Origin of the sequence: Tardibacter chloracetimidivorans (assembly GCF_001890385.1) — a bacterium.
In the GTDB taxonomy this organism is placed as follows: Bacteria; Pseudomonadota; Alphaproteobacteria; order Sphingomonadales; family Sphingomonadaceae; genus Tardibacter; species Tardibacter chloracetimidivorans.
Map to the genome: position 1 here is coordinate 3,257,342 of NZ_CP018221.1, position 18,070 is coordinate 3,275,411.

Annotated in this window: 30 protein-coding genes; all 30 read left to right on the plus strand. The window is 64.0% G+C overall.

Annotated elements, in window-relative coordinates:
* The first annotated feature begins 28 nt into the window (after positions 1-28).
* The 30 genes from tuf to guaA all read left to right on the plus strand — a co-directional run bounded on the left by tuf (position 29) and on the right by guaA (position 18,060).
* On the plus strand, positions 29-1,219 hold the full coding sequence (gene tuf, locus BSL82_RS16925; RefSeq protein WP_072598406.1) for an elongation factor Tu: 1,191 nt from the start codon (positions 29-31) through the stop codon (positions 1,217-1,219).
* Between the two features lie 100 nt (positions 1,220-1,319).
* Positions 1,320-1,631, plus strand: coding sequence for a 30S ribosomal protein S10 (gene rpsJ / locus BSL82_RS16930; RefSeq protein ID WP_072598407.1), 312 nt, complete (start codon positions 1,320-1,322; stop codon positions 1,629-1,631).
* 50 nt (positions 1,632-1,681) lie between these two features.
* Positions 1,682-2,434, plus strand: a complete 753-nt coding sequence (gene rplC, locus BSL82_RS16935) for a 50S ribosomal protein L3 (protein WP_072598408.1) — start codon at positions 1,682-1,684, stop codon at positions 2,432-2,434.
* Between the two features lie 5 nt (positions 2,435-2,439).
* A complete protein-coding gene (gene rplD / locus BSL82_RS16940) occupies positions 2,440-3,066 on the plus strand; it encodes a 50S ribosomal protein L4 (protein WP_072598409.1) in 627 nt (208 codons plus the stop codon).
* The gene (locus tag BSL82_RS16945; RefSeq protein WP_072598410.1) at positions 3,059-3,373 is read left to right on the plus strand and encodes a 50S ribosomal protein L23; all 315 of its coding nucleotides are present in this window, start codon (positions 3,059-3,061) and stop codon (positions 3,371-3,373) included. Before rplD ends, BSL82_RS16945 begins: the two co-directional genes overlap by 8 nt.
* Positions 3,374-3,392: 19 nt before the next feature.
* Positions 3,393-4,229: a 50S ribosomal protein L2 gene (gene rplB, locus BSL82_RS16950; RefSeq protein ID WP_072598411.1), complete on the plus strand. Its 837-nt coding sequence runs from the start codon at positions 3,393-3,395 to the stop codon at positions 4,227-4,229.
* A 3-nt stretch (positions 4,230-4,232) separates the two neighbouring features.
* On the plus strand, positions 4,233-4,508 hold the full coding sequence (gene rpsS / locus BSL82_RS16955) for a 30S ribosomal protein S19 (protein ID WP_072598412.1): 276 nt from the start codon (positions 4,233-4,235) through the stop codon (positions 4,506-4,508).
* Positions 4,508-4,894 (plus strand): 50S ribosomal protein L22, encoded by a 387-nt coding sequence (gene rplV / locus BSL82_RS16960; protein WP_072598413.1) that lies wholly within the window; start codon positions 4,508-4,510, stop codon positions 4,892-4,894. The genes rpsS and rplV overlap by 1 nt, the downstream gene beginning before the upstream one ends.
* A gap of 3 nt (positions 4,895-4,897) precedes the next feature.
* The gene (gene rpsC, locus BSL82_RS16965; RefSeq protein WP_072598414.1) at positions 4,898-5,593 is read left to right on the plus strand and encodes a 30S ribosomal protein S3; all 696 of its coding nucleotides are present in this window, start codon (positions 4,898-4,900) and stop codon (positions 5,591-5,593) included.
* Positions 5,594-5,657: 64 nt separating this feature from the next.
* A complete protein-coding gene (gene rplP, locus BSL82_RS16970) occupies positions 5,658-6,077 on the plus strand; it encodes a 50S ribosomal protein L16 (protein WP_072598415.1) in 420 nt (139 codons plus the stop codon).
* Positions 6,078-6,091: 14 nt separating this feature from the next.
* A complete protein-coding gene (gene rpmC / locus BSL82_RS16975; protein ID WP_072598416.1) occupies positions 6,092-6,301 on the plus strand; it encodes a 50S ribosomal protein L29 in 210 nt (69 codons plus the stop codon).
* 10 nt (positions 6,302-6,311) lie between these two features.
* On the plus strand, positions 6,312-6,572 hold the full coding sequence (gene rpsQ / locus BSL82_RS16980; RefSeq protein WP_072598417.1) for a 30S ribosomal protein S17: 261 nt from the start codon (positions 6,312-6,314) through the stop codon (positions 6,570-6,572).
* A gap of 32 nt (positions 6,573-6,604) precedes the next feature.
* Positions 6,605-6,973 carry a 50S ribosomal protein L14 gene (gene rplN / locus BSL82_RS16985; protein WP_072598418.1) on the plus strand — a complete coding sequence of 123 codons (369 nt, stop codon included), beginning with the start codon at positions 6,605-6,607 and terminating at the stop codon, positions 6,971-6,973.
* Between the two features lies 1 nt (position 6,974).
* Positions 6,975-7,295: a 50S ribosomal protein L24 gene (gene rplX / locus BSL82_RS16990; RefSeq protein ID WP_072598419.1), complete on the plus strand. Its 321-nt coding sequence runs from the start codon at positions 6,975-6,977 to the stop codon at positions 7,293-7,295.
* A complete protein-coding gene (rplE, locus tag BSL82_RS16995; RefSeq protein ID WP_072598420.1) occupies positions 7,288-7,869 on the plus strand; it encodes a 50S ribosomal protein L5 in 582 nt (193 codons plus the stop codon). Before rplX ends, rplE begins: the two co-directional genes overlap by 8 nt.
* A gap of 26 nt (positions 7,870-7,895) precedes the next feature.
* On the plus strand, positions 7,896-8,201 hold the full coding sequence (gene rpsN, locus BSL82_RS17000) for a 30S ribosomal protein S14 (protein WP_072598421.1): 306 nt from the start codon (positions 7,896-7,898) through the stop codon (positions 8,199-8,201).
* A 12-nt stretch (positions 8,202-8,213) separates the two neighbouring features.
* On the plus strand, positions 8,214-8,609 hold the full coding sequence (gene rpsH, locus BSL82_RS17005; RefSeq protein ID WP_072598422.1) for a 30S ribosomal protein S8: 396 nt from the start codon (positions 8,214-8,216) through the stop codon (positions 8,607-8,609).
* 13 nt (positions 8,610-8,622) lie between these two features.
* Positions 8,623-9,156 carry a 50S ribosomal protein L6 gene (gene rplF / locus BSL82_RS17010; protein ID WP_072598423.1) on the plus strand — a complete coding sequence of 178 codons (534 nt, stop codon included), beginning with the start codon at positions 8,623-8,625 and terminating at the stop codon, positions 9,154-9,156.
* Complete coding sequence (gene rplR / locus BSL82_RS17015) at positions 9,156-9,512, plus strand: 50S ribosomal protein L18 (RefSeq protein ID WP_072598424.1); 357 nt, start codon at positions 9,156-9,158, stop codon at positions 9,510-9,512. Before rplF ends, rplR begins: the two co-directional genes overlap by 1 nt.
* Positions 9,513-10,226, plus strand: coding sequence for a 30S ribosomal protein S5 (rpsE, locus tag BSL82_RS17020; RefSeq protein ID WP_072598425.1), 714 nt, complete (start codon positions 9,513-9,515; stop codon positions 10,224-10,226).
* A 4-nt stretch (positions 10,227-10,230) separates the two neighbouring features.
* Complete coding sequence (gene rpmD, locus BSL82_RS17025) at positions 10,231-10,407, plus strand: 50S ribosomal protein L30 (RefSeq protein WP_072598426.1); 177 nt, start codon at positions 10,231-10,233, stop codon at positions 10,405-10,407.
* A gap of 122 nt (positions 10,408-10,529) precedes the next feature.
* A complete protein-coding gene (rplO, locus tag BSL82_RS17030) occupies positions 10,530-11,015 on the plus strand; it encodes a 50S ribosomal protein L15 (RefSeq protein ID WP_072598870.1) in 486 nt (161 codons plus the stop codon).
* A gap of 81 nt (positions 11,016-11,096) precedes the next feature.
* The gene (secY, locus tag BSL82_RS17035; RefSeq protein WP_072598427.1) at positions 11,097-12,461 is read left to right on the plus strand and encodes a preprotein translocase subunit SecY; all 1,365 of its coding nucleotides are present in this window, start codon (positions 11,097-11,099) and stop codon (positions 12,459-12,461) included.
* The gene (locus BSL82_RS17040) at positions 12,458-13,120 is read left to right on the plus strand and encodes an adenylate kinase (protein WP_072598428.1); all 663 of its coding nucleotides are present in this window, start codon (positions 12,458-12,460) and stop codon (positions 13,118-13,120) included. The genes secY and BSL82_RS17040 overlap by 4 nt, the downstream gene beginning before the upstream one ends.
* A 149-nt stretch (positions 13,121-13,269) precedes the next feature.
* Complete coding sequence (gene rpsM, locus BSL82_RS17045) at positions 13,270-13,638, plus strand: 30S ribosomal protein S13 (RefSeq protein WP_072598429.1); 369 nt, start codon at positions 13,270-13,272, stop codon at positions 13,636-13,638.
* A gap of 63 nt (positions 13,639-13,701) precedes the next feature.
* Positions 13,702-14,091 (plus strand): 30S ribosomal protein S11, encoded by a 390-nt coding sequence (rpsK, locus tag BSL82_RS17050; protein ID WP_072598430.1) that lies wholly within the window; start codon positions 13,702-13,704, stop codon positions 14,089-14,091.
* 90 nt (positions 14,092-14,181) lie between these two features.
* Complete coding sequence (locus tag BSL82_RS17055; protein ID WP_072598431.1) at positions 14,182-15,231, plus strand: DNA-directed RNA polymerase subunit alpha; 1,050 nt, start codon at positions 14,182-14,184, stop codon at positions 15,229-15,231.
* Positions 15,232-15,347: 116 nt separating this feature from the next.
* Positions 15,348-15,770, plus strand: coding sequence for a 50S ribosomal protein L17 (gene rplQ / locus BSL82_RS17060; RefSeq protein ID WP_072598432.1), 423 nt, complete (start codon positions 15,348-15,350; stop codon positions 15,768-15,770).
* Positions 15,771-15,912: 142 nt separating this feature from the next.
* Positions 15,913-16,419, plus strand: a complete 507-nt coding sequence (locus BSL82_RS17065) for a hypothetical protein (protein ID WP_072598433.1) — start codon at positions 15,913-15,915, stop codon at positions 16,417-16,419.
* Positions 16,420-16,500: 81 nt separating this feature from the next.
* Positions 16,501-18,060, plus strand: coding sequence for a glutamine-hydrolyzing GMP synthase (guaA, locus tag BSL82_RS17070; protein ID WP_072598434.1), 1,560 nt, complete (start codon positions 16,501-16,503; stop codon positions 18,058-18,060).
* The last annotated feature ends 10 nt before the right edge of the window (positions 18,061-18,070 follow it).

Sequence of the window (18,070 nt, forward strand, 5' to 3'; positions counted from 1 at the left end):
GGCGACAGAAAGACGAGGGTTAGGGAAAATGGCGAAAGCTAAGTTTGAGCGGAACAAGCCGCACTGCAACATCGGCACCATCGGTCACGTCGATCATGGCAAGACCTCGCTGACCGCGGCCATCACCAAGGTGCTGGCTGAGACCGGCGGCGCGACGTTCGTCGACTATGCCAATATCGACAAGGCTCCCGAAGAGCGCGAGCGCGGTATCACGATTTCGACCGCGCACGTCGAATACGAGACGGCCGAGCGTCACTATGCGCACGTCGACTGCCCCGGCCACGCCGACTATGTGAAGAACATGATCACCGGCGCGGCGCAGATGGACGGCGCGATCCTCGTCGTGTCCGCCACCGACGGCCCGATGCCGCAGACCCGCGAGCACATCCTGCTGGCCCGCCAGGTTGGCGTGCCGCAGCTCGTCGTGTTCATGAACAAGGTCGATCTGGTCGACGACGCCGAGATCCTCGAGCTGGTCGAGCTGGAGATCCGCGAGCTGCTGTCGAAGTATGAATTCGACGGCGACAACATTCCGGTCATCAAGGGTTCGGCCGTGAAGGCGCTTGACGGCAGCGACGACGAGATCGGCAAGAAGGCGGTTCTCGAGCTGATGGCTGCGGTCGACAGCTGGATTCCGCAGCCGGAGCGTCCGCTGGACAAGCCGTTCCTGATGCCGATCGAAGACGTGTTCTCGATCTCGGGTCGCGGCACCGTTGTGACCGGCCGCGTCGAGACCGGAATCGTGAAGGTGGGCGAGGAAGTCGAGATCGTCGGCATCAACGATACCCGCAAGACGGTCGTGACCGGCGTCGAAATGTTCCGCAAGCTGCTGGACCAGGGCCAGGCGGGCGACAACATCGGCGCGCTGCTTCGCGGTGTCGGTCGTGAAGACGTTGAGCGTGGCCAGGTTCTGGCGAAGCCCGGTTCGATCACCCCGCACACCGAGTTCAAGGCCGAGGTCTACGTCCTGTCGAAGGACGAAGGCGGCCGCCACACGCCGTTCTTCGCCAACTATCGTCCGCAGTTCTATTTCCGCACGACGGACGTGACCGGTGAAGTGACTCTGCCGGAAGGCACCGAGATGGTCATGCCCGGCGACAATGTCGCGCTGGGTGTGAAGCTCATCGCCCCGATCGCCATGGACCAGGGTCTGCGCTTCGCTATTCGCGAAGGTGGACGTACGGTCGGCGCAGGGGTTGTGGCGCAGATCATTAAGTAATATAGCGACTGCCGACCGCCCGATTCTCGCGCAAGGGAATCGGGCGGTCCTGTTTTGATTGCCCCTTTGGGGTTGGCTCTTTCGACTGACGGTAGCGACGATGGAAACGCAGAATATACGAATTCGCCTGAAGGCATTCGATCACCGAGTGCTGGATCAGGCCACGGGGGAAATCGCCGATACCGCCAAGCGCACCGGTGCGCTTATCCGGGGGCCGATTCCTCTGCCGACACGGATCGAGAAGTTCACCGTCAATCGCTCGCCGCACGTCGACAAGAAGTCGCGCGAGCAGTTTGAAGTGCGCACCTACAAGCGCCTTCTGGATATTGTTCAGCCGACGCCGCAGACGGTGGACGCGCTGATGAAGCTGGACCTCGCCGCTGGCGTGGATGTGGAAATCAAGCTGGCCTGATTGGGCCGGCTTCACGCCCCCTCGGGGGCCTCTGATGGGAGTAGTTGATCATGCGCACAGGCGTGATCGCCAAGAAGATGGGAATGACCCGGCTGTTCAAGGATGACGGCCGGCACGTGCCCGTAACGGTATTGGCGTTGGAAGGTTGCCAGGTTGTGGCGCAGAAGACGGCGGATCGCGATGGTTATGTCGCGGTGCAGCTGGGCGCTGGTACGGCCAAGGCGAAGAATATTTCGAAGCCCGAGCGCGGCCATTTCGCGAAAGCCGAAGTGGAGCCGAAGGCGCGCGTCGTGGAGTTCCGTGTGTCCGAGGATGCGCTGCTCGACGTCGGAACCGAGCTTTCGGCCGATCACTTTGTCGCTGGTCAGTATGTCGACATCACCGGCAACACCCAGGGCAAGGGCTTTGCGGGCGCGATGAAGCGCTGGAACTTCGGCGGTCTGCGCGCGACCCACGGCGTGTCCGTCTCGCACCGCTCGCACGGTTCGACGGGTAATCGTCAGGATCCGGGCAAGGTCTTCAAGAACAAGAAGATGGCCGGCCACATGGGCGACCGTCAGCGCACGCAGCAGAATCTGGAAATCGTCGGCACCGACGCCGAGCGCGGCCTGATCTTCGTCAAGGGATCGGTCCCCGGTCACAAGGGTGCATGGCTTCTCGTCCGCGATGCGGTGAAGCTGCCCCAGCCCGATGGTGCGCCATATCCCGCGGGGCTGAAGGCCGCCGCCAACAACAACGCCGCTCCGGTCGAGGAGGCTCCTGTCGAGCCCGTCGCCGAAGCTACCGACAGCACGGAGGCTTGAGCGCCATGAAACTGAAGGTTCAGACGCTCGACGCAAAGGCCGCCGGCGACATCGAGCTCAACGACGAGATTTTCGGTCTTGAGCCGCGCGCCGACATTCTGTTCCGCGTCGTCAACTGGCAGCTCGCAAATCGCCGTGCTCCGGCCCGCGCCGCGCGCGAACGGTCGGACGTCGCCCGCACCGGCAAGAAGTTCGGTCGCCAGAAGGGTGGCGGCACCGCCCGTCACGGCGATCGTCGCGCGCCGATCTTCGTCGGCGGCGGCAAGGCGCACGGCCCCCGGGCCCGCACGTTCGAGCAATCGCTCAACAAGAAGGTGCGCGTTCTGGGCCTGAAGAACGCCCTGTCGGCAAAGGCGAAGGACGGCAAGCTGATCGTGCTCGACTCGCTGGAACTGAAGGACGCCAAGACCAAGGCGCTTCAGGGCCAACTCGGCAAGCTGGGTTTCGGCAAGACCGCGCTGTTCATCGACGGCGATGCGGTTGACGCGAACTTCCGCCTCGCTTCGGCCAATCTGAAGGCGGTCAATGTCCTGCCTGCGATTGGCGCGAACGTGTATGACATCCTCAACCACGACACGCTGGTGCTGACCCGCGCTGCGGTTGAAAAGCTGGAGGCGCGGTTCAATGGCTAAGGCAAAGCAGGCGGCCGTCGATCTGTCGCACTATGATGTGGTGCTGGCGCCGATGATCACCGAAAAGACGACGATGCTCTCCGAGCACAACGCCGTGGTCTTCAAGGTGGCGGGCGATGCAACCAAGCCGCAGATCAAGGCGGCGGTCGAAGCCCTGTTCAACGTCACCGTAAAGGGCGTGAACACCCTGGTGGTGAAGGGCAAGACAAAGCGCTGGAAGGGCAAGCCCTATCAGCGTTCCGACATGAAGAAGGCGATCGTGACGCTGGCCGAAGGCCAGTCCATCGATGTGACCACCGGTATCTGATCGGCAGGACTCGAGAAAAATGGCACTGAAGCAATATAACCCGACGAGCCCCGCCCAGCGCGGCCTGGTGCTTATCGACCGGTCCAGCCTGTGGAAGGGCAAGCCGGTCAAGGCGCTTACCGAAGGAAAGCACCGCAGCGGCGGCCGCAACAACATGGGCCACGCCACTGCGCGCGGCATCGGCGGCGGTCACAAGCAGCGTTACCGGATCGTCGATTTCAAGCGGCGCAAGTGGGACGTTCCGGCGACTGTCGAGCGCCTGGAATATGACCCCAACCGTTCTGCCTTCATCGCGCTGGTGAAGTATGAGGACGGGGAGGTCGCCTATATTCTTGCTCCGCAGCGCGTCGCCGCCGGCGATCAGATCGTCGCGGGCAAGAAGGTGGACGTGAAGCCGGGCAACGCGATGGAGATTGGGCAGGTTCCGGTCGGCACCATCGTCCACAATGTCGAGCTGAAGCCCGGCAAGGGGGGTCAGATCGCCCGCGCCGCCGGCACTTATGTGCAGGTTGCCGGCCGTGATCGCGGCATGGTGATCGTCCGCCTTACCTCGGGCGAGCAGCGCTATGTCCGTGCGGATTGCATGGCGACGGTTGGCGCCGTGTCCAACCCGGACAACTCGAACCAGAATCTTGCGAAGGCCGGCCGCAACCGCTGGCTGGGCAAGCGCCCGCTCACCCGCGGCGTCGCCAAGAACCCGGTCGACCACCCGCACGGCGGCGGTGAAGGCCGGACATCGGGCGGCCGTCACCCGGTCACGCCGTGGGGCAAGCCGACCAAAGGCGCCAAGACGCGCAGCAACAAGGCGACGGACAAGATGATCATCCGTTCGCGTCACGCGAAAAAGAAGAGGTAATCGATGGCCCGCTCCGTCTGGAAAGGTCCGTTCGTCGAACTCAGCCTTCTGAAGAAGGCCGAGACCGCACAGGACGCAGGTGGCCGCGCACCGATCAAGACCTGGTCGCGCCGGTCGACGATCCTGCCGCAGTTCGTTGGGTTGACGTTCAACGTCTACAACGGCCGCAAGTTCATCCCCGTCCTCGTCAATGAGGACATGGTCGGCCATAAGCTGGGCGAGTTCGCGCCGACGCGCACCTTCCCCGGCCACGCCGCTGACAAGAAGGGCAAGCGCTGATGTCGAAGCCTGCAGCCCCCCGCCGCGTCGGCGAAAAGGAAGCATTGGCGGTGGCGACCACCGTCCGTGGAAGCCCCTACAAGCTCAACCTGGTTGCCGGGCTCATCCGCGGCAAGAAGGCGGGCGACGCGCTCAACATCCTGACCTTCTCGAAGAAGGCCATGGCGGTTGACGTGCGCAAGGTGCTGGCGTCCGCCATCGCCAACGCCGAGAACAACCACAATCTGGACGTCGACGCGCTGGTCGTGAAGGAAGCGAGCGTCGGCAAGTCGATCGTGATGAAGCGTTTCGTCACGCGGGCGCGCGGTCGCTCCAGCCGGATCGTCAAGCCGTTCAGCCGCATCCGGGTCGTCGTGCGCGAAGCCGCCGACGAGGCAGGGGAGTAAGCCATGGGCCAGAAAACCAATCCGATCGGGCTTCGCCTGCAGATCAACCGGACGTGGGACAGCCGCTGGTACGCCGAGGGCGATGACTATGGCCGTCTGCTGCTGGAAGACCTGAACATCCGCAAGTACATCATGAAGACGCTGCCGCAGGCTGCGATCTCCAGGGTGGTGATCGAACGTCCGGCCAAGCTGTGCCGGGTGTCCGTCTATGCCGCGCGCCCCGGCGTGATCATCGGCAAGAAGGGCGCGGATATCGAAAAGCTGCGCCGCAAGCTGTCTTCGATGACCAGCTCGGACGTAAGTCTCAACATCGTCGAAATCCGCAAGCCGGAAGTCGATTCGAAGCTCGTCGCCCAGTCGATCGCCGATCAGCTGGAACGCCGCGTGGCCTTCCGCCGCGCGATGAAGCGGGCGGTCCAATCGGCCCTGCGTCTCGGCGCGGAGGGTATCCGGATCACCTGCGCCGGCCGTCTTGGCGGCGCAGAGATCGCGCGGACCGAATGGTATCGCGAAGGCCGTGTGCCGCTGCACACGCTGCGCGCGAACGTCGACTATGCCGAAGCTGAAGCCCACACCGCCTATGGCGTCTGCGGGATCAAGGTTTGGATCTTCAAGGGCGAAATTCTGGGCCATGATCCGATGGCGCAGGACAAGCTCATGGTGGAAGCACAGACGTCGGGGGTCCGGCCGGCGCGATAAGGTCTTTTCCGACCATATCAGCGTCGCCTGATCGAGGGCTCTCCCTGTCAGAAGGCGATAGAAAATGCTGCAACCGAAACGTACCAAGTTTCGCAAGGCCCATAAGGGGCGTATCCACGGCGACGCCAAGGGCGGCACCGCGCTGAACTTCGGTTCTGTGGGGCTGAAGGCGATGGAGCCGGAGCGGATCACCGCCCGGCAGATCGAGGCCGCGCGCCGTGCGATCACCCGTCACATCAAGCGGCAGGGTCGTTTGTGGATCCGCATCTTCCCCGATGTGCCCGTCTCGTCGAAGCCCGCCGAAGTCCGCATGGGCTCGGGCAAGGGCTCGCCGGAATTCTGGGTTGCGCGGGTGAAGCCCGGCCGCATCCTGTTTGAACTCGACGGTGTCGCGCATGACGTGGCCAAGGGCGCTTTCGAGCGCGCGGCCGCCAAGCTGCCGATCCGGACCAAGGTGGTCGTCCGCCTTGGTGAAGCGCACTGAGGAGCGTGGAAACCATGGCAAAGATCGCCGATCTCAAGGTGAAAAGCGACGACGAGCTGCAGACGCAGCTTGCCGATCTGAAGCGCGAGCAGTTCAACCTGCGTTTCCAGGCTGCGACCAACCAGCTTGAAAAGCCGAGCCGCATCCGTGAGGTCCGCCGCTCCATCGCGCAGATCAAGACGCTGCAAAACGAACGGGCGCGCGCCGCCCAGGCCCAGGCTTGAGGAGGAGCACATGCCCAAGCGCGTTCTGACCGGAACAGTCGTTTCCGACAAGACCGACAAGACGGTGGTGGTTCTCGTCGAACGCCGGGTCGCGCACCCGGTCTACGGCAAGATCATCAAGCGTTCGAAGAAGTATCACGCCCATGACGAAGCCAATGCGTTTCGCGAGGGCGAGACGGTGCGCATTGAAGAGTGCGCTCCGATTTCAAAGCTGAAGACGTGGAAAGTCGTGGGCAAGGTCGGCGCGGATGCGTCGGCTCCCGCGGCCTGACACGGTCGTTCTGGTAAGAAGGATCCAAGACAATGATCCAGATGCAGACGAACCTCGAGGTCGCCGACAACAGCGGCGCGAAGAGGGTGCAGTGCATCAAGGTGCTGGGCGGTTCAAAGCGCCGCACCGCGGGTGTGGGCGACATCATCGTGGTGTCGGTGAAGGAAGCCGCGCCGCGCGGCCGCGTGAAGAAGGGCGATGTGCATCGCGCCGTCGTCGTGCGGACCGCGAAGGACATCCGCCGTCCCGACGGCTCGGTGATCCGGTTCGATTCCAACGCCGCCGTGCTGATCAACAAGAACGAGGAGCCGATCGGCACCCGTATCTTCGGCCCGGTGGTCCGCGAACTGCGCGCTCGCAACCACATGAAGATCATCAGCCTGGCGCCGGAGGTGCTTTGACATGTCGGCACTGAAGATCAAGAAAGGCGACAAGGTCGTCGTCCTCAGCGGCAAGGACAAGGGCCGGCACGGCGAAGTCGTGAAGGCGCTGCCCGCGATCGGCAAGGTCGTGGTGTCCGGCGTGAACGTCGTGACCCGCCACAAGAAGCCGACGCAGGTCAATCCGCAGGGCGGGCTGGAACGGTCGGAAGCTCCGATCGCGGTTTGCAAGGTCGCGATCCAGGACCCGAAGACCGGCAAGCCCTCGCGCGTATCGTTCAAGATGGTGGACGGCAAGAAGGTCCGCATCGCCACTCGCTCAGGGGAGCGCATCGATGGCTGAAAAATACACGCCCCGGCTGAAGAAGGTCTATGACGACGAGATCCGCCGGGCACTTATCGAGCAATTCGGCTACGCAAATACGATGGCGGTGCCCCGGCTCGACAAGATCGTCATCAACATGGGCGTCGGCGAGGCGACCCAGGACAAGAAGCGGGTGGATACAGCCGCTTCGGAAATGATGGCGATCGCGGGCCAGAAGCCGGTCATCACCCGGGCCAAGAAGTCGGTCGCCAGCTTCAAGCTGCGCGAAGGCATGCCGATCGGCTGCAAGGTGACGCTTCGCCGCGAGCGGATGTACGAGTTTCTCGACCGTCTGGTCACGATTGCGCTGCCGCGCGTTCGCGACTTCCGCGGCGTGAACCCGAAGTCGTTCGACGGACGCGGCAATTACGCGATGGGATTGAAGGAACAGATCGTGTTCCCCGAAATCAACTATGACCGGATCGAGAAGGTCCGCGGCATGGACATCATCATTGGAACCACGGCTAAGACCGACGAGGAGGCGCGCGCGCTTCTTCGCCTGTTCGGTCTGCCGTTCACCGGCGAAGCCGGCGATCAGAAGCAGGCGGCCTGAGGCCGGGATAGGGAAGAACTTAAGTCATGGCGAAACTGAGTTCGATCAACAAGAACGAGCGGCGCAAGCGGCTGGTCAAGAAGTATGCGAACAAATACGCAAAGCTGAAGGCCGTTGCCGAGGACGAGACCAGGGATGAGTCCGAACGGCTCATCGCACGTCTGAAGCAGGCGGAGCTTCCGCGCAATGCGAACCCCACCCGGGTCCGCAACCGTTGCGCGGTGACCGGACGGCCCCGCGCTTATTATCGTAAGTTTCAACTCTGCCGCGTGATGCTGCGGGAACTGGCCAATCACGGCCTGATCCCCGGTGTTACGAAGTCGAGCTGGTAAGGAGATCCCCAGATGGCGGTCACCGATCCCCTGGGTGATATGCTCACCCGCATCCGCAACGGCCAGCAGGCGCGCAAGGACAGTGTCCTCTCGCCGGCTTCCAAGCTGCGTCAGCGCGTTCTCGACGTGCTGCAGCGCGAGGGCTATATCCGCGGCTATTCCGAAGAAGCGATGGGCCCCATGAAGGGCATTCGCATCGAGCTGAAGTATTTCGAGGGCCAGCCGGCGATCCAGCACGTCGCGCGCGTGTCGAAGCCGGGTCGCCGCGTCTATTCCGGCGCGCAGGAGCTTCCGCGCGTTCGCAATGGCCTGGGCATCACCATCGTCTCGACGCCAAAGGGCGTTCTGTCCGACGCGGAAGCGCGGACCCAGAACGTCGGCGGCGAGGTGCTGGCAGAAGTATTCTAAGGAGCCCGCACCCATGTCACGTATCGGAAAGAAGCCGATCTCCGTCCCGTCGGGTGTGACGGCCTCGATCGCCGACGGCACGCTGTCGGTGAAGGGGCCCAAGGGCACGCTCAGCATGCCGGTGGTCGACGACATCGCATATGATGTCCAGGACGGCGCCATTTCGGTGCAGCCCGCCAATGACAGCAAGCGCGCCCGCGCTTTCTGGGGCATGCAGCGCACCATGGTGCAGAACCTGGTGACCGGCGTCACCGACGGTTTCACCAAGGTTCTGGAGATCACCGGCGTCGGCTATCGCGCCACGGCGCAGGGCAAGACGCTGAAGTTGCAGCTTGGCTACAGCCACGACGTCAATTTCGATGTGCCCGAGGGCATCACGATCAAGACGCCGGATCAGACCACGGTCGAAGTTTCGGGCAACGACAAGCAGCAGGTCGGCCAGGTGGCGGCGGAAATCCGCCGCTGGCGGAAGCCGGAGCCCTATAAGGGCAAGGGCATCAAATATCGCGGCGAGTTCATCTTCCGCAAGGAAGGGAAGAAGAAGTAATGGCCAAGGGACTTTCTCTGTTCGAAAAGCGCCGGCGGCGGAACCGCACGGCGCTCCGGGCGAAAGCCGGCACGCGGCCGCGCCTGTCGGTGCATCGCTCGAGCCAGCACATCTATGCCCAGATCATCGACGATGCCGCCGGCCGCACGCTGGCGGCCGCCTCGACCCTGGAAAAGGGCGTGCGCGGCACGGCCGGAGCAACCTCTGCGGCTGCTGCGGATGTGGGCAAGCGCCTGGCGGAGCGCGCCAAGGCGGCGGGCGTGGGCCGGGTCGTGTTCGACCGTGGCGGCTTCCTGTTTCACGGGCGCGTCAAGGCGTTGGCGGAAGCGGCACGCGAAGGCGGATTGGAATTCTAAATGGCTGACGAAAACGAAAACCAGACCCAGACCCCCGCAGCGGAAGCTGTCGCAGCTCCCGAGGGCGAGCGTCGCGGGCGTGGCGGTCGTGGCCGCGGGCGCGACAATCGCGGCGGTAATCGCGACGGCCGTGGCCGCCGTGACGATCGCCGTGGCAACCGCGACGAGGACCAGGGCGAAGAGCTGATCGAAAAGCTCGTCCACATCAACCGTGTGTCCAAGACGGTGAAGGGCGGCAAGCGCTTCGGCTTTGCGGCGCTTGTGGTGGTCGGCGACGGCAAGGGCCGGGTCGGCTTCGGCCACGGCAAGGCGCGCGAAGTGCCGGAAGCCATCTCCAAGGCGACCGCATCGGCCAAGAAGGCGATGGTCCGCATTCCGCTGCGCGAGGGCCGGACGCTGCACCATGATGGCGCAGGGCATTTCGGCGCGGGCCGCGTCTATGTGCGCTCGGCTCCGCAGGGGACAGGGATCATCGCTGGCGGCCCGATGCGCGCCGTGTTCGAAAGCCTGGGCGTCGCCGATGTGGTGACCAAGTCGGTCGGCACGAACAATCCCTACAACATGATCCGGGCGACCTTTGCGGCGCTGGGTGAGCAGACATCGCCGAAATCGGTCGCGCAGCGTCGCGGCAAGAAGATCGCCGATCTGCTCCAGCGCCGGGGCGATGTCTCGGAGCGTGCCGCCACGGCCGAGGCCGAGGCGGTGGCGGAGTAAGACGATGGCGAAGATCAAGCTAACCCAGACCGGATCTCCGATCCGCCGCACCAAGGACCAGCGCGCGACCCTGATCGGTCTCGGGCTCAACAAGATGCACCGCACGGTGGAACTTGAGGACACGCCCGACGTGCGCGGCATGATCCGCAAGGTCCAGCATATGGTGAAGGTTGAGGCCTGAGCCCCGTGCCTCAAGGCTAACGTCGCGCTTGATCCGGGAATGATCCTGGGGCAAGCGCTTCGTCATCAGGTCCGCATGCTTGCGTGCGGTCGCGCGAACACAGCGAAAGCGAGTGCGAAGATATGAAACTGAACGAAATTCGTGACAATCCGGGCGCCCGCAAGGGTCGCGTCCGTGTCGGACGTGGCATCGGCTCGGGCCTGGGCAAGACCGGCGGCCGTGGCCAGAAGGGCCAGAAGAGCCGCTCCGGCGTATCGGTGAACGGCTTCGAGGGCGGCCAGATGCCGCTCCACATGCGGATCCCGAAGCGCGGCTTCAACAACATCTTCGCCAAGGATTACGCCGAGGTGAACCTTGGCGCGATTCAGAAGGTGCTCGATGCCGGAAAGCTCGACGCAAAGGCCGTGGTCGATCACGCCGCGCTGAAGGCGGCGGGGCTCGCTCGTGGCGGCAAAGACGGCGTCCGTCTGCTCGCCAAGGGCGAACTGAAGACCAAGCTCAGCTTCAAGGTCGCCGGAGCTTCAAAGGCGGCGCGCGAAGCCGTCGAGAAACTGGGTGGCGCGGTGGAATCCACGGTGAAGGCAAAGGCCGAGTCGGCCGAAGCCTGAACGGCCGGAAGGGCGCGGGCAGGCCCCGTGCCCATCCACGGCCGGCAGCAGCGGCATCGCCGCGAAGGGAATTAGACGGATATGGCATCCGCAGCCGAACAACTGGCCGCCAACCTCAGCCTTTCGTCCTTTTCGAAGGCGACAGAACTCAAGAAGCGCATCTGGTTCACCCTTGGCGCGCTGATCATCTTCCGCCTGCTGTCCTATGTGCCGCTGCCGGGTATCGATCCGGTTGCGATGAGCAATCTTTTCCAGCGCACCCAGGGCGGCGTGCTGGACTTCTTCAACATGTTCTCCGGCGGCGCGCTGGAGCGTATGTCGGTGATCGCGCTTGGCGTGATGCCCTATATCACCGCCTCCATCGTCATTCAGCTTGCGACCTCGCTCAGCCCGACGCTGGGCGCGCTGAAGAAGGAAGGCGAGAGCGGCCGCAAGAAGCTCAATCAATATACGCGCTACGGCACCGTGTTCCTCTGCGCCTTCCAGGGCTATGGAATCGCCGTAGGGCTGGAGGGTTGGGGCGCGGGCCAGGGCGCGTCGGCCGTCATCGACCCGGGCCTGGTGTTCCGCATCTCGTGCGTGACGACGCTGGTCGGCGGCACCATGTTCCTGATGTGGCTTGGCGAGCAGATCACCAGCCGGGGTATCGGCAACGGCATTTCTCTGATCATCATGGCGGGTATCGTCGCGCATCTGCCGACGGCGATCATCAGCCTGTTCGAGCAGGGCCGCACCGGGGCGATGTCGCCGCTGATCATCATCGGAATCATCGTCGTCGCGCTGGGCCTCATCGCGTTCATCTGTTTCATGGAGCGCGCGCAGCGGAAGATCCTGATCCAATATCCCAAGCGCCAGACGGCCCAGGGCATGATGCAGGGCGACAGCTCGCACCTGCCGCTGAAGATCAACACCGCAGGCGTCATACCGCCGATCTTCGCCTCCTCGCTGCTGCTGATGCCGTTGACGGTGGCGCAATTCTCCGGCCAGCGCGCTGCGGGCGAAAGCGCCTGGGGCGACACGATGATCGCGGTGACCACCGCGCTTCAGCATGGCTCGCCGCTCTACATGGCGCTCTATGCGTTCGGCATCATCTTCTTCTGCTTCTTCTATACGGCGGTGATCTTCAATCCCGAGGAGACGGCCGACAATCTGAAGAAGTACGGCGGATTCATTCCTGGCATCCGGCCGGGCCAGCGCACGGCGGAATATCTCGATTTCGTCCTCACCCGCATCACGGTGGTGGGCGCCGCCTATCTGACGCTGATCTGCCTTCTTCCTGAGTTCCTGATTTCAAGGCTCGCGGTGCCATTCTATCTGGGCGGCACCAGCCTGCTGATCGTGGTGAACGTCACGATCGACACCGTTACCCAGATCCAGAGCCATCTGCTGGCGCACCAATATGAAGGGCTCATCAAGAAGGCCCGCTTGCGGGGAGGACGCCGTTGAACATCATTCTTCTGGGGCCGCCTGGCGCGGGTAAGGGCACGCAGGCCACACGGCTGGTTGCCGAGCGCGGCATGGTGCAGCTCTCGACCGGCGACATGCTGCGCGCCGCCGTGGCTGCCGGGACTCCGGTCGGGAACAAGGCCAAGGCCGTGATGGAAGCCGGGCAGCTCGTGTCGGACGAGATCGTCATCGGCATATTGTCCGATCGGCTCGACCAGCCCGACGTGGCTGGCGGTTTCATTCTCGACGGGTTTCCGCGCACCGTGGCCCAGGCCGAGGCGCTCGATTCGCTGCTGGCGGCCAAGGGCATGAAGCTTGACCATGTGATCGAGCTTTCCGTCGACGAGGATGCGCTCGTCGATCGCATCACCGGCCGCTATTCCTGCGCCAAATGCGGGGAAGGCTATCACGACCGCTACAAATTGCCGAAGGCGCCCGGCGTCTGCGATGTGTGCGGATCGGCCGAGTTCAAGCGCAGGCCCGACGACAATGAGGAAACGGTCCGCACCCGAATGGCTGAATACAGGGCCAAGACGGCGCCGATCCTGCCTTATTACGAAGCGCGGGGTCTGGTTGCCAGGGTGGATGGCATGGCGGACATCGGCGATGTCAACCGGTCGATCGAAAGAATCCTCGATTCAGGTGGCCGGTCCGCTTGACAGGGGGGATGGCGGTGTCTAACGACGCCATTCCGTTTGACCGTTCCGGCGGCGCCAAGGCGCTTGCCGGATTGTTTTGTTTCGTTGGACGAGTGAACGCATTGAGATGGGGTGATGGCCCACCCGCCCCGTGGAGCAGGAGGTAATTTGTGGCACGTATAGCGGGTGTGAACATCCCGACAAACAAGCGCGTCGAGATCGCCCTTACTTATATTCACGGCATTGGCTCGACATCGGCCAAGAGCATCGTGAACCAGCTTGGCATCACGACAGAGCGTCGCATCCAGGACCTGTCCGATCAGGAAGTGCTCCAGATCCGCGAATTGATCGACCGCGACTTCACCGTGGAGGGCGACCTTCGCCGCGAAGTTGCGATGAACATCAAGCGGCTCATGGACCTGGCCTGCTATCGCGGCCTTCGTCACCGCAAGGGCCTTCCCGTCCGCGGGCAGCGCACGCACACCAATGCGCGCACCCGCAAGGGCAAGGCCAAGCCGATTGCCGGCAAGAAGAAGTAAGCAGTCCGGGGGACTGTTTGCTCCGCGGGAGGCAGCCCCGAGCTTTTTAAAGGGTTTTCTGTAATGGCACGCGAACCTCAGCGCATTCGTCGCCGCGAGCGCAAGAACATCACCTCGGGCGTCGCGCACGTGAACGCCACGTTCAACAACACCATGATCACCATCACCGATGCGCAGGGCAACGCGATTTCCTGGTCTTCGGCGGGCACAATGGGTTTCAAGGGCAGCCGCAAGTCGACGCCCTATGCGGCGCAGATGGCCGCTGAAGACGCCGGTCGCAAGGCGCAGGAGCACGGCGTCCGCACGCTGGAAGTCGAAGTGAAGGGGCCTGGTTCCGGACGTGAATCGGCACTTCGCGCGCTTCAGGCGGTTGGTCTTGCGATCACGGCGATCCGCGACGTCACGCCCATTCCGCACAACGGCGTCCGTCCGCCGAAGCGCCGGCGGGTCTGAGTCTATCGCGTGCGGCCGGCGGCATTTGCCGGTCGTTGTCCTTCAACCGCGGCGCGGCATCGCGCTCCCAAGCATCTCTAGGGGAACACCGTGGCAGTAAACGCGAAGAACTGGCAGGAACTGAAGAAGCCCAACAGCCTTGAACTGAAGGGCGGCGACGGCAAGCGCAAGGCGACCTTCATCGCCGAGCCGCTGGAGCGTGGCTTTGGCCTGACGCTGGGCAACGCCTTGCGGCGCGTGCTTCTCTCCTCGCTTCAGGGCGCATCCATCACCTCGATCAAGATCGAGGGCGTGCTTCACGAATTTTCGTCGCTCGCCGGCGTCCGGGAGGATGTGACCGACATCGTCCTCAACGTGAAGCAGGTCGCGCTGCGCATGGAGAGCGATTTCGCCAAGCGGCTTCAGCTTTCGGCCACCGGGCCGGGCGAAGTAACGGCTGGCCAGATCGGCGCGACGGGCGACATCGAGGTGATGAACCCCGATCTCGTCATCTGCCATCTGGATGACGGCGCGACGCTGAACATGGAACTGACGGCAGAGGTCGGCAAGGGCTATGTCCCGGCGTCGTCCAACCGTCCGGCCGATGCGCCGATCGGTCTGATCCCGGTCGATGCGCTTTACTCGCCGGTCCGCCAGGTCGCCTACAAGGTGGAGAACACCCGCGTCGGCCAGGAACTGGATTACGACAAGCTGACGCTGACGGTGGAGACCGACGGCACGGTGACCCCGGAAGACGCGGTCGCCTATGCGGCGCGCATCCTTCAGGACCAGCTTCAGCTTTTCGTCAACTTCGAGGAACCGGCCCAGGGCGCTTCCGCTCCGATCGGCCTTGCGGCCGCTCCGGCCGAGGCGGAGGCCGAATCCGGCCAGATCAACCGCTATCTCCTCAAGAAGGTGGACGAGTTGGAACTGTCCGTCCGGTCGGCCAATTGCCTGAAGAACGACAACATCATCTACATCGGCGATCTGGTGCAGAAGACCGAGGCCGAGATGCTGCGCACGCCGAACTTCGGCCGCAAGTCGCTCAACGAGATCAAGGAAGTTCTCGCCGGCATGGGCCTGCGCCTGGGCATGGATATTCCGGGCTGGCCGCCCGAGAACATCGAGGAACTGGCCAAGAAGCTCGAGCAGGAATACTGATCGGGCAGGAATCACGGGTTCCGGCGCTGGCCGGAGTGACGTTTTCGTTGGGCGGTCCGCGTCGCCGCCTGGTCTGGGGTACCTTGTCCGGCCCCTGAACAAACAGGAGAATGACCATGCGCCATCGTGTCGGCGGACGTAAGCTTCAGCGCACCAGCAGCCATCGCACGGCACTGTTCCGCAATATGGCGGCCGCGCTCATCAAGCATGAGCAGATCACGACCACCGTCGCCAAGGCGAAGGAGCTTCGGCCCTATACCGAAAAGCTCGTGACGCTGGCGAAGAAGGGCGGCCTGGCCAATCGCCGGCTCGCCATGTCTCGGCTGATGGACGACGCCCAACTCGTGAAGCTGTTCGACGTGCTGGCCCCGCGCTATTCGGACCGTCCCGGCGGCTATCTGCGGATCATCAAGGCGGGCATCCGCGCATCGGACGCAGCGCCGATGGCGATCATCGAGTTCGTCGACCGCGATCTGTCGGCCAAGGGCCAGGACTCCGGCCCGGTCGATAATGACGCCGATCTGGAAGACGCGGCCTGAGCCATCTTCCCTCGTACAAGTAATAAGGCCCGTCTCCCGCAGGGAAGGCGGGCCTTTTCCTTTGCGGCGCACCTCATTCAATCATGGCGCAGACAGCGCATCGGGCGTAGACTTACGCGCAAATTGGCAGGAGCCGATTGCCATGCGCCACATGCCCCGCACCCTGTTGAGCGCCGCCACCGCAGCGCTTCTCGCGACCTCGGTCGCATCGCCCGCCGATGCGCGGCGATACCGGCACCATGACCGGGGCGTCGATCTCGGCGACCTGATCGTCGGCGCAGTCATCATCGGCGGCATTGCGGTGCTTGCGTCGGAGATGGGCAAGGCGCGCGACAAGGACGGCACGATCTTCGGCGGCGACCGTAATCGCGGGGGCGACACGGAAAGCGCGGCGGTGAGCGCGTGCACGGACGCTGCGGAAATCCGCGCCTCGCAATCCGGGCGCATCGGTCGGGTCAGCGACATCGGCGATGTCGAGACCGACGGCGATCGTGTCCGGGTGCGCGGGACGGTGGAATATGGCGGCTCGGGTGGCTGGGGCGATCGCAATGACCGCGACGACTGGCGCGACCGCGTGCGTTTTACATGCACCTACAGCGATGGCCGCGTGGACGGCGTCTGGCTGGAGGATGGCTATGCCTGGCGCTGACAGGAATTGCGCATGGCAAGCCACTGGACTCTGTGAAGCGCTGGACCTATCCCGCGCGTGAACTTTGCCGGGGCTTTCAACATGACCGTCCAGCCGCAGGACTGCATCCTGATCATCGATTTCGGAAGCCAGGTGACGCAGCTTATCGCGCGCCGCGTGCGGGAGGCCGGGGTCTATTGCGAGATCGCGCCCTTCGGCAGCGCCGAGGCGGCGCTCGACCGGCTGCGGCCCAAGGGCGTCATCCTTTCGGGCGGCCCGGCGTCGGTCACGCTTGAGGAAAGCCCGCGTACGCCGCAGCGGGTGTTCGAGGCGGGCGTCCCGGTGCTCGGCATCTGCTATGGCCAGCAGACCATGGCCGCGCAACTGGGCGGCCGGGTGTCGCCCTCCGATCATCGCGAGTTCGGCCGCGCGTTTGTCGAGGTCGTCGAACATTCGGCGCTGTTCGACGGCGTCTGGCAGGTGGGTGAAAAGCATCAGGTCTGGATGAGCCATGGCGACCGGGTGGATACGCTGCCCGATGGCTTTCGGATCATCGCCCATTCGGAAGGCGCGCCCTATGCCGCCACGGCTGACGAGGCCCGGCGCTTCTACGGCGTCCAGTTCCACCCCGAAGTGGTCCACACGCCGGATGGCGCGCGGCTGATCGCCAATTTCGTCCGCCATGTCTGCGGGCTTGCCGGTGACTGGACGATGGCCGGGTTCCGGGACGCAAAGATCGCCGAGATTCGCGAACAGGTCGGGAAATCGCGCGTCATCTGCGGCCTGTCCGGCGGCGTCGATTCGGCGGTCGCCGCCGTTCTCATCCATGAGGCGATCGGCGACCAGCTGACCTGTGTGTTCGTCGATCACGGGCTGATGCGGCTTGGCGAGGCAGAGCAGGTCGTCAGCCTCTTCCGCGAGCATTACGGCATCCCGCTTGTCCATGTGGAGGCGGAAAGGCTGTTCCTGGACGGGCTGAAGGGGCTCACCGATCCCGAGGCCAAGCGCAAGTTCATCGGCAAGACCTTCATCGACGTGTTCGACGAGGAAGCGCGCCGGATCGGCGGGGCCGACTTCCTCGCCCAGGGCACGCTCTATCCGGATGTGATCGAAAGCGTGAGCTTCACCGGCGGCCCGTCGGTGACGATCAAGAGCCATCACAATGTCGGCGGCCTGCCGGAGCGGATGAAGATGGCGCTGGTGGAGCCGCTGCGCGAACTGTTCAAGGACGAGGTGCGCGAGCTTGGGCGGGAACTCGGCCTTCCGGAAGCCTTTGTCGGACGGCACCCGTTCCCGGGCCCCGGCCTCGCCATCCGTATTCCGGGTGAGGTGACCAAGGAGCGCTGCGACATATTGCGCAAGGCCGACGCCGTCTATCTGGAGGAAATCCGCAAGGCGGGACTTTACGACGCGATATGGCAGGCCTTTGCGGTGCTGCTGCCGGTGCGCACGGTGGGCGTGATGGGCGACGGGCGCACCTATGACAGCGTCTGCGCGCTTCGCGCCGTCACCTCGGTCGACGGGATGACCGCCGACATCTATCCGTTCGACGCCGCATTCCTCTCGGCCGTCGCGACGCGGATCGTGAACGAGGTGAAGGGCATCAACCGGGTGGTCTATGACTATACGTCAAAGCCGCCCGGCACGATCGAGTGGGAATGAGCGGGTAACG

What these genes read in the sequence shown, in the direction of transcription:
- tuf (WP_072598406.1), top strand. Translation starts at nt 29, where the DNA reads ATGGCGAAAGCTAAGTTTGAGCGGAACAAGCCGCACTGCAACATCGGC.
- rpsJ (WP_072598407.1), top strand. Translation starts at nt 1,320, where the DNA reads ATGGAAACGCAGAATATACGAATTCGCCTGAAGGCATTCGATCACCGA.
- rplC (WP_072598408.1), top strand. Translation starts at nt 1,682, where the DNA reads ATGCGCACAGGCGTGATCGCCAAGAAGATGGGAATGACCCGGCTGTTC.
- rplD (WP_072598409.1), top strand. Translation starts at nt 2,440, where the DNA reads ATGAAACTGAAGGTTCAGACGCTCGACGCAAAGGCCGCCGGCGACATC.
- BSL82_RS16945 (WP_072598410.1), top strand. Translation starts at nt 3,059, where the DNA reads ATGGCTAAGGCAAAGCAGGCGGCCGTCGATCTGTCGCACTATGATGTG.
- rplB (WP_072598411.1), top strand. Translation starts at nt 3,393, where the DNA reads ATGGCACTGAAGCAATATAACCCGACGAGCCCCGCCCAGCGCGGCCTG.
- rpsS (WP_072598412.1), top strand. Translation starts at nt 4,233, where the DNA reads ATGGCCCGCTCCGTCTGGAAAGGTCCGTTCGTCGAACTCAGCCTTCTG.
- rplV (WP_072598413.1), top strand. Translation starts at nt 4,508, where the DNA reads ATGTCGAAGCCTGCAGCCCCCCGCCGCGTCGGCGAAAAGGAAGCATTG.
- rpsC (WP_072598414.1), top strand. Translation starts at nt 4,898, where the DNA reads ATGGGCCAGAAAACCAATCCGATCGGGCTTCGCCTGCAGATCAACCGG.
- rplP (WP_072598415.1), top strand. Translation starts at nt 5,658, where the DNA reads ATGCTGCAACCGAAACGTACCAAGTTTCGCAAGGCCCATAAGGGGCGT.
- rpmC (WP_072598416.1), top strand. Translation starts at nt 6,092, where the DNA reads ATGGCAAAGATCGCCGATCTCAAGGTGAAAAGCGACGACGAGCTGCAG.
- rpsQ (WP_072598417.1), top strand. Translation starts at nt 6,312, where the DNA reads ATGCCCAAGCGCGTTCTGACCGGAACAGTCGTTTCCGACAAGACCGAC.
- rplN (WP_072598418.1), top strand. Translation starts at nt 6,605, where the DNA reads ATGATCCAGATGCAGACGAACCTCGAGGTCGCCGACAACAGCGGCGCG.
- rplX (WP_072598419.1), top strand. Translation starts at nt 6,975, where the DNA reads ATGTCGGCACTGAAGATCAAGAAAGGCGACAAGGTCGTCGTCCTCAGC.
- rplE (WP_072598420.1), top strand. Translation starts at nt 7,288, where the DNA reads ATGGCTGAAAAATACACGCCCCGGCTGAAGAAGGTCTATGACGACGAG.
- rpsN (WP_072598421.1), top strand. Translation starts at nt 7,896, where the DNA reads ATGGCGAAACTGAGTTCGATCAACAAGAACGAGCGGCGCAAGCGGCTG.
- rpsH (WP_072598422.1), top strand. Translation starts at nt 8,214, where the DNA reads ATGGCGGTCACCGATCCCCTGGGTGATATGCTCACCCGCATCCGCAAC.
- rplF (WP_072598423.1), top strand. Translation starts at nt 8,623, where the DNA reads ATGTCACGTATCGGAAAGAAGCCGATCTCCGTCCCGTCGGGTGTGACG.
- rplR (WP_072598424.1), top strand. Translation starts at nt 9,156, where the DNA reads ATGGCCAAGGGACTTTCTCTGTTCGAAAAGCGCCGGCGGCGGAACCGC.
- rpsE (WP_072598425.1), top strand. Translation starts at nt 9,513, where the DNA reads ATGGCTGACGAAAACGAAAACCAGACCCAGACCCCCGCAGCGGAAGCT.
- rpmD (WP_072598426.1), top strand. Translation starts at nt 10,231, where the DNA reads ATGGCGAAGATCAAGCTAACCCAGACCGGATCTCCGATCCGCCGCACC.
- rplO (WP_072598870.1), top strand. Translation starts at nt 10,530, where the DNA reads ATGAAACTGAACGAAATTCGTGACAATCCGGGCGCCCGCAAGGGTCGC.
- secY (WP_072598427.1), top strand. Translation starts at nt 11,097, where the DNA reads ATGGCATCCGCAGCCGAACAACTGGCCGCCAACCTCAGCCTTTCGTCC.
- rpsK (WP_072598430.1), top strand. Translation starts at nt 13,702, where the DNA reads ATGGCACGCGAACCTCAGCGCATTCGTCGCCGCGAGCGCAAGAACATC.
- rplQ (WP_072598432.1), top strand. Translation starts at nt 15,348, where the DNA reads ATGCGCCATCGTGTCGGCGGACGTAAGCTTCAGCGCACCAGCAGCCAT.
- BSL82_RS17065 (WP_072598433.1), top strand. Translation starts at nt 15,913, where the DNA reads ATGCGCCACATGCCCCGCACCCTGTTGAGCGCCGCCACCGCAGCGCTT.
- guaA (WP_072598434.1), top strand. Translation starts at nt 16,501, where the DNA reads ATGACCGTCCAGCCGCAGGACTGCATCCTGATCATCGATTTCGGAAGC.